The organism is Chryseolinea sp. H1M3-3 (assembly GCF_029360725.1).
Classification (GTDB): Bacteria; Bacteroidota; Bacteroidia; order Cytophagales; family Cyclobacteriaceae; genus Chryseolinea.
This window is the reverse complement of record NZ_JARKMY010000009.1, coordinates 491,341-507,287: the sequence shown is the minus strand read 5'-3', so window position 1 is coordinate 507,287 and position 15,947 is coordinate 491,341. Positions and strand designations below refer to the sequence as shown.

At 41.8% G+C, this 15,947-nt stretch carries 12 protein-coding genes; 5 read left to right on the top strand and 7 right to left on the bottom strand.

Going from position 1 to position 15,947, the window contains the following annotated elements; translation table 11 throughout:
- Positions 1-44: 44 nt before the first annotated feature.
- Genes P2W71_RS16705 through P2W71_RS16690 form a run of 4 tightly spaced genes read right to left on the bottom strand, consistent with a single transcriptional unit; the run spans position 45 to position 5,728 of the window.
- Positions 45-1,247: a hypothetical protein gene (locus P2W71_RS16705; RefSeq protein ID WP_276372432.1), complete on the bottom strand. Its 1,203-nt coding sequence runs from the start codon at positions 1,245-1,247 to the stop codon at positions 45-47.
- An 8-nt stretch (positions 1,248-1,255) separates the two neighbouring features.
- Positions 1,256-2,152 (bottom strand): OmpW family outer membrane protein, encoded by an 897-nt coding sequence (locus P2W71_RS16700; RefSeq protein ID WP_276372431.1) that lies wholly within the window; start codon positions 2,150-2,152, stop codon positions 1,256-1,258.
- Positions 2,153-2,206: 54 nt separating this feature from the next.
- A complete protein-coding gene (locus tag P2W71_RS16695) occupies positions 2,207-3,955 on the bottom strand; it encodes a DUF1501 domain-containing protein (RefSeq protein WP_276372430.1) in 1,749 nt (582 codons plus the stop codon).
- A gap of 12 nt (positions 3,956-3,967) precedes the next feature.
- The gene (locus P2W71_RS16690; RefSeq protein WP_276372429.1) at positions 3,968-5,728 is read right to left on the bottom strand and encodes a DUF1800 family protein; all 1,761 of its coding nucleotides are present in this window, start codon (positions 5,726-5,728) and stop codon (positions 3,968-3,970) included.
- 403 nt (positions 5,729-6,131) lie between these two features.
- Between P2W71_RS16690 and P2W71_RS16685 the strand changes: the two genes are divergently transcribed.
- Together P2W71_RS16685 and P2W71_RS16680 are read left to right on the top strand one after the other, a co-directional pair.
- Positions 6,132-6,983, top strand: a complete 852-nt coding sequence (locus P2W71_RS16685) for a hydroxymethylglutaryl-CoA lyase (protein ID WP_276372428.1) — start codon at positions 6,132-6,134, stop codon at positions 6,981-6,983.
- 143 nt (positions 6,984-7,126) lie between these two features.
- Positions 7,127-7,756, top strand: a complete 630-nt coding sequence (locus tag P2W71_RS16680) for a tetratricopeptide repeat protein (protein WP_276372427.1) — start codon at positions 7,127-7,129, stop codon at positions 7,754-7,756.
- A 31-nt stretch (positions 7,757-7,787) separates the two neighbouring features.
- On the opposite strand, the gene dprA is transcribed toward P2W71_RS16680, so the two are convergent.
- From dprA to P2W71_RS16665, 3 genes are all read right to left on the bottom strand, one after another.
- Positions 7,788-8,900, bottom strand: coding sequence for a DNA-processing protein DprA (gene dprA, locus P2W71_RS16675; protein ID WP_276372426.1), 1,113 nt, complete (start codon positions 8,898-8,900; stop codon positions 7,788-7,790).
- 82 nt (positions 8,901-8,982) lie between these two features.
- Positions 8,983-9,321 (bottom strand): MerR family transcriptional regulator, encoded by a 339-nt coding sequence (locus tag P2W71_RS16670; RefSeq protein WP_276372425.1) that lies wholly within the window; start codon positions 9,319-9,321, stop codon positions 8,983-8,985.
- 1 nt (position 9,322) lies between these two features.
- A complete protein-coding gene (locus P2W71_RS16665; protein ID WP_276372424.1) occupies positions 9,323-10,435 on the bottom strand; it encodes a CapA family protein in 1,113 nt (370 codons plus the stop codon).
- Between the two features lie 227 nt (positions 10,436-10,662).
- On the opposite strand from P2W71_RS16665, the gene alaS reads away from it, so the two are divergent.
- Genes alaS through P2W71_RS16650 form a run of 3 tightly spaced genes read left to right on the top strand, consistent with a single transcriptional unit; the run spans position 10,663 to position 15,947 of the window.
- Positions 10,663-13,278, top strand: coding sequence for an alanine--tRNA ligase (alaS, locus tag P2W71_RS16660; RefSeq protein WP_276372423.1), 2,616 nt, complete (start codon positions 10,663-10,665; stop codon positions 13,276-13,278).
- A gap of 3 nt (positions 13,279-13,281) precedes the next feature.
- On the top strand, positions 13,282-14,739 hold the full coding sequence (gene gatB, locus P2W71_RS16655) for an Asp-tRNA(Asn)/Glu-tRNA(Gln) amidotransferase subunit GatB (protein WP_276372422.1): 1,458 nt from the start codon (positions 13,282-13,284) through the stop codon (positions 14,737-14,739).
- On the top strand, positions 14,736-15,947 hold the full coding sequence (locus tag P2W71_RS16650; RefSeq protein ID WP_276372421.1) for a TlpA disulfide reductase family protein: 1,212 nt from the start codon (positions 14,736-14,738) through the stop codon (positions 15,945-15,947). The genes gatB and P2W71_RS16650 overlap by 4 nt, the downstream gene beginning before the upstream one ends.

Sequence of the window (15,947 nt, the reverse complement as noted above, 5' to 3'; positions counted from 1 at the left end):
AGCTATGTTCCCCATAGCTTTTATCCTGCTCAAGTCATACGCAATCAATTTACATTTTCAGCAAGCTTGTCTTTTGATAATTTAAAGATGCATATTCTTGGAAAGCGACCCGCTAAATAGGTAGTACCACATACCGCAAGTCCTCCGTCGGCTGTCTGTGTCAGACTGGCGATCTCAAACGGGTTAGAGAAACCCAGGTATCTACTGCTGATAAACGTCCCGGCCGCTTCATCGTAAAATAGAAGTCCGATTTGTTTTGTTTTCGTATCCGTGCCGTAGATCAAAACATTTTTATTGTCGATAGATGCGCGCAAAATCTTGACTTCAGCATTTTCAACCATCTCTGGCAAGCTGTATCCACCAAGATCGGTACTCGACGTATTTCCTGATGTAGACAAATCTTTGTTAGGTAAAAGGTAGTTGTCGCCAAAGTTGAATCGTGATGTAGCAAACTTGCTTCCTCCAAGAGACGTGACTGCGCTAAAACCTCCATCATCCTGTTGACCTTGAACAACTCCTATCGGATCATCAGAAGTGATATTCGTGAAGACTAATGAAAACGTATAATTGTAGAAGCCATTAAAATAATAGAGGCTGCTGCCGGCGACACGACCAACTTCAAATGGATATTGTCTGCCGGTTCTGATAAAATGATTGATAATAGGCTCTTCAATATCTTCTCCGGTTCCGATACTGTATCCTTTTGAAATTTGTAGCGCTCCTGAAACACTTACTAAAGAAATCACTGATTCCTTACTGCCATTGTTATAGCTTAAGAGTACGAACTCATCTCCTTCGAACGACGAAGCCGCCGGATAAGTAAGACCTCCTTCCACCGGTGTAATGTTAACTGCACTGAGATCAGCATCTACGTCAACAAGTTGCGCCTCTTGTGTTACAGCATCCATGCAAAAGAAATAATACTTGTCTTGATATGCCGCGAACTTAGCAATAGGATTGACGGAGCTTTCCTCCACCTCAATTTCGGTAACGAATTTTCCGAATTTGTCGGCTTTCAATAAATATATACCAGTAAAATTCGAATTGGTTAATTTGCGGCCGCCTAAAACCAAGTAGCCGCCATCTGGTGTCTGTCTTATATCAATAGGAAAATAAGAAGCATCAAACTTACTGTTGTCAAAAATACTGGTGAAGTTATTGGTATCGAATGCCGGATTAGATTCTTCGGTACATGAAAACATGAAGCCGCCAAGAAGTGTGATAAGTATTAATATTCTTTTATTCATGACGCAGCTCATTTTAGATCTAATGTTTTGAAGCCACTGGATAAAAAGCGTAATGGGAAGAGGCATCCGATAGAGATATTTAAATTATCGAGCGTGAGATCATCCATAACGTCCCCAACTCCTGATAAGCGATCGCTGTCATAACGGTTTTTGGTCGAAACGATGTTACTCATTCCATGCCGATACAGTACGTCAAAGTTCAGGCGAACATTGTTTCCTAAGTTGTAGTTTAAACCAACGCCTCCCATCAGACCCCAATGATTTTTAGCAAAAAGATCTTTCGCTCCGAGGTTGATCGTCTCCTCAGTGAATTCGTTCACACCACCTGCAGCATTATCTATACCTTTTACTGATACCGATTTACTCGCGTTGATCAGCATTGCGGAGTAAACTCCGATCTGAACATATGGACGAATCTTGTTTCCCATGATGTCATACTTTACGATTAAAGGAATAATCGCATGGTCAACTTTTTGTTCTTGCTCAAAGTCCAGTTCAACATGATTTGTTGTTTCTATGTCCGACGTCCACTCATAGGAGTTTGTATACAGAAACCTGCTGTGTTGATAAGTTGGCTGGAAGCTAAATGAGAATCCCTTAAAGTAAAAAGTTACCTCCAACGTCGCCTGCGAGCCGACTAAATCATAGTTCTTATACTGCTTGGCAATGTGATCGAACTCATAGTTGGTTGGTGCAATGACACTGTACGATTTCTCCACACCAACCTTTGACCAGTTAGGTCCGGCTTTTAATCCAAGCCACCATTGTTTGTTCAGAAATTTTGCATCCTCCTTCGCTTTCTTTTCCTTGTATGCAGGCGATGCAGGTTTCTTTCGTTTTTTTTCCTGAGCCACTCCAGCGGTGATGATCAGGCAGCAAAGTAAAAGGAGAGAAAGTCTTTTCATTGGTCCAAAAGTGTTAAGGTGTTAAGTCTCGCTGATGTTTTGAGTTTAAGTTAGCTACTTTAAAATCACCAGCTTCTTAGCTTCTTTATAAAAACCTGTTCTTAATTGATATATATAGTGTCCTGCGGGAAGTCCTGAAATATTCACATCCACTTTATGTTCACCGGGGTTATAAATACCATCGACCATGTTTAGTACTTTCTTTCCATCGTTGTTGAAAAGATCAACGTTAACATGATAAGAACTGTTGACTTTAAAATGGACGGTGGTTTTATCCCTGGCAGGATTAGGATAGCAGTCTTCAAGCGAAAAACGTTCGCCGATAAATCCTTCGGTACCAAGAATGACTTGTTGGGCGAGTGGAAGTTCCTGGAATATTGTTCCGTCAGAAGTTCCGGTGGTCATCAGACCTTTTGTGTCGTCGTTTTCAAAATTTCCGTCCGGAAATATTTTATTCAGTTTACCGTCATCGACCAGCATCCAGTCACGAAGGATGTTTGCATAGACCACCCGGTAGTCATACTGCATGGCTAGATTTGTACCGGAAGCATTGGTAAGAAAAGCATCACCAACGACACCGGGCTTAACACCCTTTCCAAAAATAAACATCGGACCGGCAGTACCATGATCGGTTCCATAACTGCCATTGGACCCAACTCTTCGTGAGAACTCTGAAGTAGTAATCGTCAACGCGCGATCTTCAAGTCCACGCGCCCTCAGATCTTCCTGAAATGCTTTCATGCTGGTTGACACATGGTACATGAGTGCGGCGTGACTTCCCATAGTCGGGTCATACTTTTCTACCTGATCGGCATGTGTATCGAATCCCCCGATTTTGACGAGGAACACTTTTGTTTTACATCCGCCGGCGAGTAGTCGTGCTACTAACATCAACTGTTCCCTTAGGCGATTAGTCTTGCTGCCATTGGGTGCGTTGAACGGATAAGAAGAAGGGTAGACCACGCTGGATGGGGAAGTGCCATTAAGGACATCACGGAGTCGTTTCGTGTAGTCTTCAGTTTTGTCTTCCAGATCCAATATCCACTTGAGCTCTTTGTAGTACGAGGAGTCTTTTAAATACTCAGGTGGAATTCCGCGTGGGTCTACCGTTTGATCTTCAAAGAAACCTTCCAGATTGGTTAAATCATCTGGCCCGTTTCCTGATAGTGTAAATGATGTTGGAATATTTCCTTCTTGATGGAATAGCAATGACACATCACCACCAATTTCAATGGCGAGCGGGTCGATCATTTCATTTTCCGGAAAATTCGGATTTAAAAATTCTTCGGGATATCGGTAAGGTGCATATTCACCTTGTAAATAACGACCTACCCAACCGGATTGAAAATAGTCGTCATACGATCCACCCATAAATGTTATATCGCGTCCACGAAAGTGTGAACCATTATTATTTTTATAAGAGACACCCTGAACTACCGCCATCCGTCCCTGATCATACATCGCTTTCATTGCAAGCATGTCGGGATGAAGTCCGATGCGAGAACTTTCTGGTAATGTGCTGTCCAGCTCTACATATTTTCTTAGACTGTTAGCGGCAGGTATTGCAATGTTTGCCCGCTTGCTGTAGTACTCATCGTACTTCGCCACCGGAATACAACAATTCAATCCATCGTTACCGCCATGCATCTGAAGGATGATCAGCACACGATCATTCTGACTGGCGGCTGCCATACGCGTCAATACGTTTTGTCCCATAACACGCATCGAAATACCTCCTAATGTAAAAGGTATGCTCATGGCCAGCGGAAGCTTTTTTAGAAAATCTCTTCTGGATTTGTTCATGATTTGAAGCGTTTAGGATAATTGATATTCCGGTGACTGTAATAATGAACCAAAAAGACGGTTGAGCCATTCGCGCAGTTCGCCAATATCGGTGCCCTGATTCCAGGTGTCGGTCCAGTATGCTTCAGGATTCATACTAACATCCGTAAGAAAACGATTTTTAAAATACGTCAGCCGTGGTGCTGTTAAACTCGAAGTATCATCCGCGGTGTCGTCAAATGTCAATGCATCGTGGTGTGGTAGTAGATACGTTGCAAGCGCAATCAGCAGTGCTTCGGAATCAGCAGCCACGGCAGCGAAATTATCGCGCACATATTCGTACGTGTTCACATTGAACGCCATCATTCCCTGGGGATCGATAAGCGTCCGGATGAAATCATACCTTCTGGATAATGAGTTTGTTGTGATCCAATAGCGATGGTACACTGGGTACTGGTGGTAAGCTTCGTAACCGGCCACGTCGTATGGATTATAGAAGTTCATCCCCTGATTTACAATATGATCGAGTATTTGCCCTGTCGCTTCATAGTACTGTTCCGTCTGGGTCATCATATCGGGTAACTGCACATTAAAGAAACGCAACGTACCAACTACCAGGTCGATTGGCGATTTTATAAGCCCGCCGAAGCTATCGTCGGTAACACCTCCGGCGGCTTCGTAGAAATGTTGACTCCTCAGCAAGTTTTCAATAACCGGTTGGATCTTGAAATTATTTGCGGGAGAAACAAAAAGATCTACCATTTGATCAATGATACCTTCAACTACAAGTGCTTCCTGCTGGGTATGCGGCGCCCACAAATAGAATCGATAAATTTTGCGGCAAATATTTCTTGCTGTTTCTGGTTGCTCGTAAATAAGATCGATGAGTTTGGCGATTTCATCCAACGCACTTTCTTCTGTTGGATTCCCGCCCGGCATGAGCAACGGATCGGGTACTATCGTATTTCCAGGGAATAATGTACTTGTAAAACGATCACTGAATTGTTTAGGTTGTGTAGTGTCATTGTCATGTGCGGAAGCATTGGTAGGACTTCCTTTCACGATACCCCTTGGTAGATTTGTATCGGGGTCGATATTTGAAAATTCGTCATCGTAGTCCCAGCCCGTTAAAATTCTTGCAGCGGTCTGTACATCCGATTCCCGATAGACACCATAGTCACCTATTTCTCCCGAAGTAGTGGGAGGGTTAGCGTCAAGACCTCTTCCTATTGTGTAAAGTTCGAGAAGCTCGCGCGCATAATTTTCGTTGAAGCTCCCTTTAACATTCAGAGCGCCATCCAACAACTGTAGCATAGCATTGTCGACGCTTACTTTAACCGTTAGCTTTTTAAAATTTATGTCGATGTCAGCAACATTGCCATCCAGTGCGAACTGACGGAAGAGTTCATTTTGAAAATAAAGTGCACGGGTGTTATTCACTTTTTCCATGATCATGGTAAAGTGGGTATGGAGAAATAAAACAATTTTTTCGCGAGCGGAATATGCAAGCGATGGATTCATCATCTGTCCGACAAACCAGCGCAGTAGTAGCGAACCTAGATCTTCGCTGTTGGCATCAGTGATCCCTGATATTACCCATTCTTGGCCGGTCTTCGGATCAATCGGTAAAACAGGTGCGGGCAGTGCTTGCCCAAATAATTGCGTAGTTGCCTGTGTGGGCGTTAATAAAGCAAATGAATCAATCTGCTGTTTTGTCGCCCCGAAGGTTGCTCTTCTCAATAAATGAGCCGCCCTTTTTAAGCCCAGTGTACCACCAAATTCAGGTAATGGCATATCATAGATTGGTTTCTTTCATCAATTAATCACCAAAAATTGGTTCCATTAGAACAGGAACAGACAAAATGCATTTGAGGCCGATTTAGCGTTACTATTTTCTTTTCAGGGTGATTTACTTTATTTGATAATTTTTGCGGTTCGGTGATGCCAATAGGTCTTGTAATGCTTTGGAATGGCAGAATTCTGAGTGGCAAAGCGAGGCGTGGCACAAATAATAAACGCGTTAACGAAAAATTCTTTTATTCGCTACGAGTGCTTCTTCTTGTCAAAGATCTTCGGCATAGTGCTTAATATTAAGAAAGAGCCCGGTTGGTATTATCACCATTTGTAGTTGAAGACTTGGCTGAATTTCTATTTAAATTTAAGTGCTTTATATATTCTACTTTCAACAAATCGCTTTATGAAAATAATCGAGTGCCCACGTGATGCCATGCAGGGTCTGGAAGAGTTTATTCCGACAGCAATAAAAATCAAGTACATTAACCAACTGTTACGCGTCGGTTTTGATACGATTGATTTCGGAAGTTTTGTCTCCGCCAGGGCCATTCCACAGATGAGAGATACTGCAGAAGTTATGAACGGGTTGACCTTAGGTGAAAGCCAAACGAAGTTGTTAGCTATTGTTGCCAATACGCGTGGCGCATTTGAAGCGTGTAAATATGATGCAATACATTATTTGGGATTTCCACTTTCATTGTCTGATACATTTCAACAGCGCAATACCAACAAGTCAATCGGGGAGGCATTGAATGTATTGGAAGAAATAAAATCTGAATGCGTAAAGACAAACAAAAAATTAGTCACTTACATCAGCATGGGTTTTGGTAATCCATACAATGACCCATATGATGTTGACTTGGTGTTAGGATTTGTTGATGTTTTAAAAACGTTGGGATCAGATGTGATTTCAATAGCCGATACCATTGGTGTGTCAACGCCAGAAAATATCCGTTATCTTTTTACGTCTGTCACACAACAATATCCTACTTTGGAAATCGGTGCGCATTTGCATTCTACGCCGCATACGGCTATTGAAAAAATCGAATCTGCCTATCAGGCTGGTTGCAAAAGATTCGACGGCGCTATCCATGGATTTGGTGGGTGTCCGATGGCGAAGGATGAGTTAGTGGGTAACCTTGCCACGGAAGAAATTATTATGTATTTACAAGCTCAGCACGAAAACACGCACATTAATTCCAGTGAATTTGCATTAGCGCTGCGGTTGGCCGAGGAAATATTTCCAAAGCACTGAAAATATTACCTTGTAACGATCCTTCCCGAATTATCAAAGTAGTTGTGCGAAAATTTGCCTTGGTTTGGCATTGGATAATTGTCCAAAGTCACTTTACACACGCATCTTTTGGCTTAAATGAAAGGCGAATAAATTATATAGAAATGAAATGTTATCACGTGATCGTAGGGTTGGTTTTATTTTCTTCCTCTGCTTTTTCTCAGAATGCAAAAGACTTAACTCAGAAGGGCAGGGAACTCTATGAAAAAAATGAATTCATGGAGGCATTATTAAACCTTAATAAAGCGCTGGAAATTGATCCAAATTATTCGCCGGCTTACTACTTGCGAGGTAATATCAAAGATAACTTTGAAGATCGGCATGGTGCCATGAAAGATTATAACATCGCGGTGGAAAAAAATCCAAAGTTTGCCGATGCTTTTTTTGCGCGTGGCAATGTAAAGATGAAACTTCAGGATTACTATGGCGCCATTGCAGACTATAGCGCAGCCATTGGCGTAAATGAGAATTATATTGAAGCATATTTTAATCGCGGGAGGGCGAAACAATTTTTATTGGCATACGAAGACGCGATTAATGATTGTACCAAGATCATTCAGATCAATTCCCGTAATGTGGATGCCTACTACATGCGCGGAATTCTTCGCATCAATTTTGGCGATTTAAAAAATGGCTGCCTCGACCTCAGCAAAGCTGGAGAATTGGGTGACCATAAAGCTTACGAAGCGATCAAAGAAAAGTGTAATCAAAAAAATCAGGAAGAAGTAAATTAAGGCGTCGCGATTCGCCTAGGCGAAACATCTATCAAGCTTTTACAATCTTATAGACCTTGCCGGGCAACGGGGAGAGTACACCTTTAAACTCCAGATTCAACAGTAAGGAAGCTAACTTTCCAATGTTCAACCCCGACCGCCAACATAATTCATCAATCATCAATTGGTTATTGTTTTCCATCATCACCCTTAAAATGGTTTGTTCTTCCGGTTCATAAGCTTCCAATAACAAGGGCTCATTTTTTCTTGCAGGATTTTTAACTTCCGAACTCCAGTTTGCCACGTATTCCAAATCATTAACGGATGTAATCAGGTGCGCTTTGTTTGCTTTAATGAGACTGTTACAACCTTCAGAGTAGCTGCGGCCAACATTTCCAGGGAAGGCTAACACATCCTTATTATAAGAGTTAGCAATTTCTGCAGTGATCAATGCGCCACCTTTTTGCGCCGCCTCGACAACAACAAGGACATCACAAAGGCCGGCAATAATTCTGTTCCTCGCGGGAAAGTTGTGAGCGTCTGGTTTTGTTCCCATGGGGTTCTCAGAAACGAGACCTCCTTTGAGCAACATCTTTTTTGCAGTTTCCATATGTGATGCAGGATACATCACATCGATACCACTTCCCATAATGCCTACAGTGGGTAAGTCGTTTTTTAGGGCTTGTTTGTGCGCCTGAATATCAATACCATAAGCAAGTCCACTAATAATAAGTGCATCATGTTTTTGTAATCCGTAGATTAATTGTTCAACACAATCTCTTCCGTAATCAGTTGACTTTCGGGTGCCGACTACTGCTACTGCTTTTGGATTTTCAAAATCGATATTTCCAGTAGTATACAGGAGTGTCGGGGCATCTGGAATTTGCTTTAGACGTGAAGGATATTTTTTGTCTGTAAAAAATATGAGCTCTACTTTTTCTTTTTCCGTTTTCTTGAACTCCTTTTCAGCTAATGCGAAAGGTTTACCTTTTACGATAGCGTCTGCCGTAACATCACCAATACCTGGTATCTTTTGAAGTTTCCCTTTTGGAATTTTAAAAACTTTTTCAGCACTGCCACAATAACTGATCAACTGCTTAATGATGTAGTTACCAATTCCCGGAATAAAATGAAGGGCTAATAAAGAAAGCCGGCTTTGATCCATAGACAACGGTGAAGAAAATTATGACAATAAAAACGTGAAAGGATCTATCTATACTTACGAACAACAAAAAACTTAACAATTTTTAATGTAACTTTTCACGGAGCTCAACGAGAAATCCCCGAACGCGTTTTAATGAATCTATAAATTCCATTTTATCGCGCACAGCTTGCGTATCATTGCGCAACATTTCTTTTGCACCCTGAAGGGTAAATCCTTTTTCTTTTACCAGGTGATAAATAGTGCGGACACTATCAATGTCTTCTTTGGTGAACTGCCGATTTCCTTTACGGTTCTTTTTCGGTTTGATCAGTTCGAACTCCGATTCCCAAAAACGGATGAGTGATGGAGCTACGCTAAATATTTCTGCTACTTCTCCAATGGAGTAGTAAAGCTTTTCTATTTCTTTTTCCTTGTAAGCCATGTTATTGAGCAAGGTAAGTAATTAAACCATTTTCGTCAATCCGAATTGGTGATTCAGGAAAATCTTTTTTTGTAAGCTCTTGAATTTTCTTAATTACCTGATTTTGAGGATCAATTCGGACACCGGTTTCATAAGTTTGATAAGTAGGGATGATCTTTCCGTAAAAAAACTTTCCCTTTTTATCTGTAAACACTTTGACGATGGGCGCTAATCCATTAACGCCATTCACACTGATGCCGCGGTAAGTACAAAAGTTGCCCAGGCTATAAGCAATAAAACGTTCATTGTAAATTTCAATAGCACGTGTAACATGGGGCCCATGACCGAAGATTATATCCGCACCTGCGTCTATTAATGTATGCGCGAACTTGTAAACATCTCCACGGTTTTCACCATAATATATTTCATTCGTGCGTGGTACACTTTCAAATTTTGCTCCCTCAGCGCCACCATGAAATGAAACAATGACAATGTCACATATCGAATCCAATCTTTTCACAATTTCAATAGCGCCTTCAATATCATTTATGTCAACACAATTGCTATTCGGCGAGAATGCAGCCAGGCCATATTTGACACTGTCCTTTTCAAAAATAACAGTAGGGTGTGTAACTTGTCCTGCGTGTAAAATATTTGCTTCCTCTAAAGTTTTGATGCTGCTCTTTCTGCCGGGGTCTCCCATGTCACCAGCATGATTGTTTGCAAGGCTCATCATATCAAAACCTGCCCTCACAAGATTATTCACATATCGAACAGGAGTCCGAAAGGCATAGCAAACTTTAGGGTCATTGCATTTTTTTGGTACACCGCCTTCATCGAGTAATGTGCCTTCAAGGTTACCAAAGGTAACATCTGCGTCTTTTAAGATAGACTCTACATTTTTCAATAGGTGAGCGCCATCATTTGGAGGCAACTTATCTTCCGGATAGTTGGTGCCCATCATAATATCACCCACGCCAATAATAGATACTGTATCAGGGACGATAGCAATGGTATCAATAGCAACATGGATAGAAATCGAAAGACTATCGGAAGGTTGAGACAATGTGTCTCGTTCCTGTGCTCTTATTATAGAAGAGACAAATAAAATGGAAAGAAAAAAGTAGTATCGCATCGTAAATCTAGGCGCAAAGAAATAAAAAAATCCTGGATACGTGGTGGTTTAGCGGTAATTGACGCTAATTTTGTGGGTTGAATAGGAAAAAGTGGAATGCAGAAAGCAAAAAGCTTCAGCTCATGGCTTAAAACCTGCTTTCTTCGGGTTTCTGCTTAATCTTTAGCCTTGAGCAACAATGCTTTTTTGCTTTCATTCAACGTTTAACGCGCATTAATATAAGATTCATGGATTCGGCCTCGATCAGACGAAAGTTTTTAGATTTTTTTGCCAGCAAAGGTCACGCAATTGTTCCTTCGGCACCTCTCGTGCTAAAGAACGATCCAACACTGCTTTTCACTAACTCAGGAATGGTGCAGTTCAAAGATTATTTTCTTGGAAACGCCACCTCCAGACAACCGCGGATTGCTGACACGCAAAAATGTTTGCGCGTAAGTGGCAAGCATAACGACCTGGAGGAAGTAGGAATTGATACCTACCATCACACCCTGTTTGAAATGTTAGGCAATTGGTCATTCGGTGATTATTTCAAGAAGGAAGCAATCGAATGGGCTTGGGAATTGTTGACTGAAGTATATAAGCTTCCGAAAGATAGATTGTATGTCACCGTATTTGAAGGTGATTCAAAAGAGAATTTAAGTTTTGATCAGGAAGCGCATGACTATTGGAAACAGTTTATTGCTGAAGATAGAATACTGAATGGAAATAAAAAGGATAACTTCTGGGAAATGGGGGAGATGGGGCCTTGTGGTCCTTGTTCTGAAATTCATGTCGATTTAAGAACGGAAGATGAAGTAAACAGAATCCCCGGGAAAGAATTGGTAAACAATGATCATCCCCAGGTAGTCGAGATCTGGAATCTTGTATTCATGGAGTTCAACCGTAAAGCTGATGGCTCTCTTGAAAAATTACCTGCACAGCACGTTGATACCGGGATGGGTTTTGAACGCTTGTGTATGGCGATTCAGAAGAAAACTTCGAATTATGACACCGATGTATTTTCACCACTCATTGATTTTATCGGCGAGGCCGCAAAGGTAAAATACAAACAAGATGAGAAGTCCGACATAGCGATGCGTGTTATCGCCGATCACGTTCGGGCTGTTTCATTTGCTATCGCTGATGGTCAACTCCCTTCTAACACGGGCGCAGGGTATGTTATTCGCCGGATATTAAGAAGAGCCGTACGCTATGGATTTACATTTTTAAATTTCAAAGAGCCATTCATACATAAGTTAGTGCCGGTTTTAGGAAACCAGTTGAAAGATGTATTTCCGGAATTAGAAAAACAGAAGGAGTATGTGGGCAAGGTGATTTTAGAAGAAGAATCATCTTTCCTGAGAACACTTGAAAAAGGTTTAAAGCGATTGGAAATTATCGAGACTGACCTGAAGAATAAAACTGTTAGTGGCGAACAAGCATTTGAGTTATACGACACCTTTGGCTTTCCGCTTGATCTCACTTCTTTAATAGCACGCGAGCGTGGATTTTCCGTTGATGAGCAAGGCTTCAAGGCGGAAATGGAAAAGCAGAAGTCACGTTCGAAGGCAGCCGCAGCAAAAGAAACAGGCGATTGGTTTTTGGTTGGAGAAGATCAGAAACCGGAATTCATCGGTTACGATCATTTGAGTACGGACGTGAAAATTGTGAAGTACAGAAAGATCAAACAAAAAAATAAAGAGCTCATTCAACTCGTATTTGATCGTACACCCTTTTATGCGGAAAGTGGCGGCCAAGTGGGAGATATCGGTTACATCGAAAATGCAAATGAGAAAATTTTCATTATCGATACAAAAAAGGAAAATGAAATGATCGTTCATTTTGCTGAAAAACTTCCTGAGAATTTAAATGCCACTTTTCACGCGCAAGTAGATAAAAGAAAGCGCATGCTTTCGATGGACAATCACTCTGCAACGCACCTGCTGCATGCCACACTGCGTCAGGTATTGGGAAAGCATGTAGAGCAGAAAGGTTCTTTGGTGAGTGACAAGATTTTGCGTTTTGACTTTTCGCATTTTACGGCCATGACAAATGATGAAATTCTAAAAGTTGAAGACATCGTGAATCAAAAAATCCGGGAGAACATTAAACTCGACGAAAAACGAAATGTACCTATAGAAAAAGCAAAATCGCTTGGTGCGATGGCTCTGTTTGGCGAAAAGTACGGTGACTTTGTAAGAGTCATTACTTTTGACCCTGATTTTTCGGTGGAACTTTGCGGTGGAACACATGTTCCGGCGACAGGTCAGATCGGTTTGTTTAAAATTATTTCTGAAAGTTCGGTAGCTGCCGGTGTAAGAAGAATTGAAGCTATTACGGCCGATGGGGCTGAACAATACGTTCGTGAAGAACTACGGGTGTTGGATAAGGTGCGGGAATTATTAAAGAATCCGAAAGACCTTATTACCACCACCATGAATTTGTTGGAGGAAAAGCATGCGCTGGAAAAGAAAGTTGAGCTCTTCCAACAAGAGCAAGCGAACTTATTAAAAGATCAGCTTGCAAAAAAGGCAGTAAAGAGTAATGGTTATCATTTGATTATAGAGCGCGTAACGGTAGCTAATGCAGAAGCACTTAAAAACATTGCTTATGGTTTGCGAAATCAATTTGATGATTTGCTGCTGATTCTGGCTGCAGACGTTGAAAGTAAGCCGCAAGTCACAGTGATGATCGGTGAAAAACTTGCGCTGACCAATAAATATCACGCAGGAAACCTTGTGAAGGAGCTCGCGAAAGAAATTGAAGGTGGTGGGGGAGGTCAACCTTTTTTTGCAACCGCCGGCGGCAAGAACTTGAACGGATTAAACGCTGTTTTAGAAAAAGCTCGTAAATTGATAGCCTAATATATGGACAAATCAATCAGAGACAAATACATTTCAGTTATCGGCCTGGAAGTTCACGCACAACTTCTAACCAAGAGTAAAATATATAATACGGACTCTACAGCATACGGTAGTCTTCCTAATACAAATGTTGGCGTTGTTACGCTCGCTCATCCTGGAACACTACCGCGACTCAATAAAAAAGTTGTTGAGTATGCGATAAAAATGGGAATTGCCTGTCACTCTGAAATAACACGCTTTAACATCTTTGATCGAAAGAATTATTTCTATCCAGATCTTCCGAAAGGCTATCAGATTACGCAAGACAGAACGCCCATTTGCAAAGGTGGCTATGTTACCATCAACACTAAAGAAGGAGAGCGGAATGTTGAATTGCACCGAATTCACATTGAAGAAGATGCGGGTAAATCTATGCACTTGGCTGCAGAGCCGGATACACTCGTCGACTTTAACCGTGCAGGCGTACCGTTGATTGAAATTGTAAGTCAGCCGGACATGCGAACTTCCGACGAGGCGTATGCATACTTAACCGAAATCAGAAAACTTGTTCGTTACCTGGATATTTGTGACGGTAATATGGAAGAAGGATCTTTGCGTTGTGATGCAAATATTTCAGTAATGTTGAAAGGAGCGAAGGAATTTGGTAAAAAGGTAGAGGTAAAAAATATGAACTCTATCCGAAATGTTCAGCGCGCTATCGATCACGAAATTGAGCGTCAGATTGAAGAAATTGAAAAAGGTAATACGATTCCATCGGAAACACGAACATTTGATGCGGCCACCGGACTCACCTTTGGCATGCGCACAAAAGAGGAATTAAATGACTATCGATACTTCCCTGACCCTGATTTAAGTCCATTGGAAGTATCTGACAAATGGTTGAATGAAATCAAGGCCACCATGCCGGCGCTTCCACGCGAGTTGTATAACAAATACATCGCTGAACTGAATCTTCCGGAATACGATGCGCAAGTGTTGACCGACTCGAAAGATATAGCTCTGTATTTCGAGGAATTATGCAAGCTTACCAAGAATTATAAGGCTGCCTCCAACTGGGTAATGGGACCGGTTAAATCCTGTCTGAATGACCTGAGTTTGTCGGCAGACGAACTTCCTATTAAGCCAAAAGAGTTGGTCGATTTGATCGCGCTCGTGGATTCTGGTAAGATTAGCTTTTCTGTGGCATCCCAGCGTGTATTCCCGGAGTTGTTAAAGAACCCGAATAAATCGTCGCTGGAAGTTGCTCAGCAGTTAAACCTCATCCAGGAAAGTAATCAGGACGCTATCATTCCCATTATTGATGAGGTGCTGAAAGAATTTCCATTGAAAGTGGAAGAATACAAAAATGGCAAGAAAGGAATTGTCGGTATGTTTATGGGGGAGGTAATGAAAAGGAGTAAAGGGAAGGCAGACCCGAAAGTTGCAAATGCATTGATCACAAAAAAATTAGAAGAGGTATGATAAGAGGAGAAAACAGCTTAGAGCTTACCGTCCGAAGCGAGAGTTTGAGACGCACTTTAGGAAGGCTATTTACATTTGGTTTATTGCTTTTTGCTTTCTGCTTTTCCTGCTCGTCGGCGAGTAAGGAAGACGCCAATGCTACTGCGAGCGCGGATAGCTGGGAAGTGACGGTGAGTGGGAAAGTCGGATTTCCACAGCAAGGCCAGATTCTTATTCAGGAAATCATTAATGGCGGCATGGGCTGGCAGGATACAGTGAAGTTAAAGAGCAATTACACGTATTCGAAAAAGATTAAGCTTTCTCAGCCCGGTTATTATAAGATTACATTCTTCAACAAACAGTATGTTGATTTTATCTTATATAAAAGCAACGTGGAGATCAACGTGGATGGTAATGATCCTAACGGCTTTATTGAAATCAAAGGTTCACCCGATATCGATATCATCCGCAAGACTCAAACCATCTTGCGCGATGTCGAATCGTCACCAGAAATGGCGAAGATCAGCCAACAGTATTCTGAAGCCGCCCAAGTGAAAAATGAAGCTAAAATGGCGGAATTACATGCAACGTATATGAACGAGGTCGCTAAAGGCCAACAGCAGGTCGCCGACCTTTTAAAGAAGGAACCGCCATCGCTCGGTGTTATCAATCTTTTGCAGAGCAAAGCCATCGATGCCGACCAGCATTTTGATACGTATCTGGCAGTAGCCAACAAGCTAAGAAAAGAGTGGCCTAACTACGAGCATGCGAAAGCCTTTGTCAGCATGGTCGATAAAATGAAGACCATCGCCATCGGCCAGCCGGCACCAGAGATTGCGCTGCCTGATACAACGGGCCAGGTAGTTAAACTATCGAGTATGAAAGGTAAGTATGTGTTGGTGGATTTTTGGGCAAAATGGTGTGGCCCTTGCCGCCAGGAAAATCCCAACGTGGTACGTGTCTTTCATAAATTTAAGAATCAAGGGTTCACGGTATTTGGAGTATCGCTTGATCGTAAAAAAGACGATTGGTTAAGAGCAATTGAGGAAGATAAGCTGGCCTGGACACATGTTTCTGATTTAAAGTACTGGCAGTCAGAAGCTGCTAAAACTTATAACATCACAGGTATTCCATTCTCGTTGTTGCTTGATCCGAATGGTATAATCATCGCGAAGAATCTTCGTGGACCAGCGCTTGAAAAGAAGTTAGCTGAAGTTTTTAAAAAATAG

What these genes read in the sequence shown, in the direction of transcription:
- P2W71_RS16705 (WP_276372432.1), bottom strand. Translation starts at nt 1,247, where the DNA reads ATGAATAAAAGAATATTAATACTTATCACACTTCTTGGCGGCTTCATG.
- P2W71_RS16680 (WP_276372427.1), top strand. Translation starts at nt 7,127, where the DNA reads ATGAAATGTTATCACGTGATCGTAGGGTTGGTTTTATTTTCTTCCTCT.
- dprA (WP_276372426.1), bottom strand. Translation starts at nt 8,900, where the DNA reads ATGGATCAAAGCCGGCTTTCTTTATTAGCCCTTCATTTTATTCCGGGA.
- P2W71_RS16685 (WP_276372428.1), top strand. Translation starts at nt 6,132, where the DNA reads ATGAAAATAATCGAGTGCCCACGTGATGCCATGCAGGGTCTGGAAGAG.
- P2W71_RS16665 (WP_276372424.1), bottom strand. Translation starts at nt 10,435, where the DNA reads ATGCGATACTACTTTTTTCTTTCCATTTTATTTGTCTCTTCTATAATA.
- P2W71_RS16695 (WP_276372430.1), bottom strand. Translation starts at nt 3,955, where the DNA reads ATGAACAAATCCAGAAGAGATTTTCTAAAAAAGCTTCCGCTGGCCATG.
- P2W71_RS16670 (WP_276372425.1), bottom strand. Translation starts at nt 9,321, where the DNA reads ATGGCTTACAAGGAAAAAGAAATAGAAAAGCTTTACTACTCCATTGGA.
- alaS (WP_276372423.1), top strand. Translation starts at nt 10,663, where the DNA reads ATGGATTCGGCCTCGATCAGACGAAAGTTTTTAGATTTTTTTGCCAGC.
- P2W71_RS16690 (WP_276372429.1), bottom strand. Translation starts at nt 5,728, where the DNA reads ATGCCATTACCTGAATTTGGTGGTACACTGGGCTTAAAAAGGGCGGCT.
- P2W71_RS16650 (WP_276372421.1), top strand. Translation starts at nt 14,736, where the DNA reads ATGATAAGAGGAGAAAACAGCTTAGAGCTTACCGTCCGAAGCGAGAGT.
- gatB (WP_276372422.1), top strand. Translation starts at nt 13,282, where the DNA reads ATGGACAAATCAATCAGAGACAAATACATTTCAGTTATCGGCCTGGAA.
- P2W71_RS16700 (WP_276372431.1), bottom strand. Translation starts at nt 2,152, where the DNA reads ATGAAAAGACTTTCTCTCCTTTTACTTTGCTGCCTGATCATCACCGCT.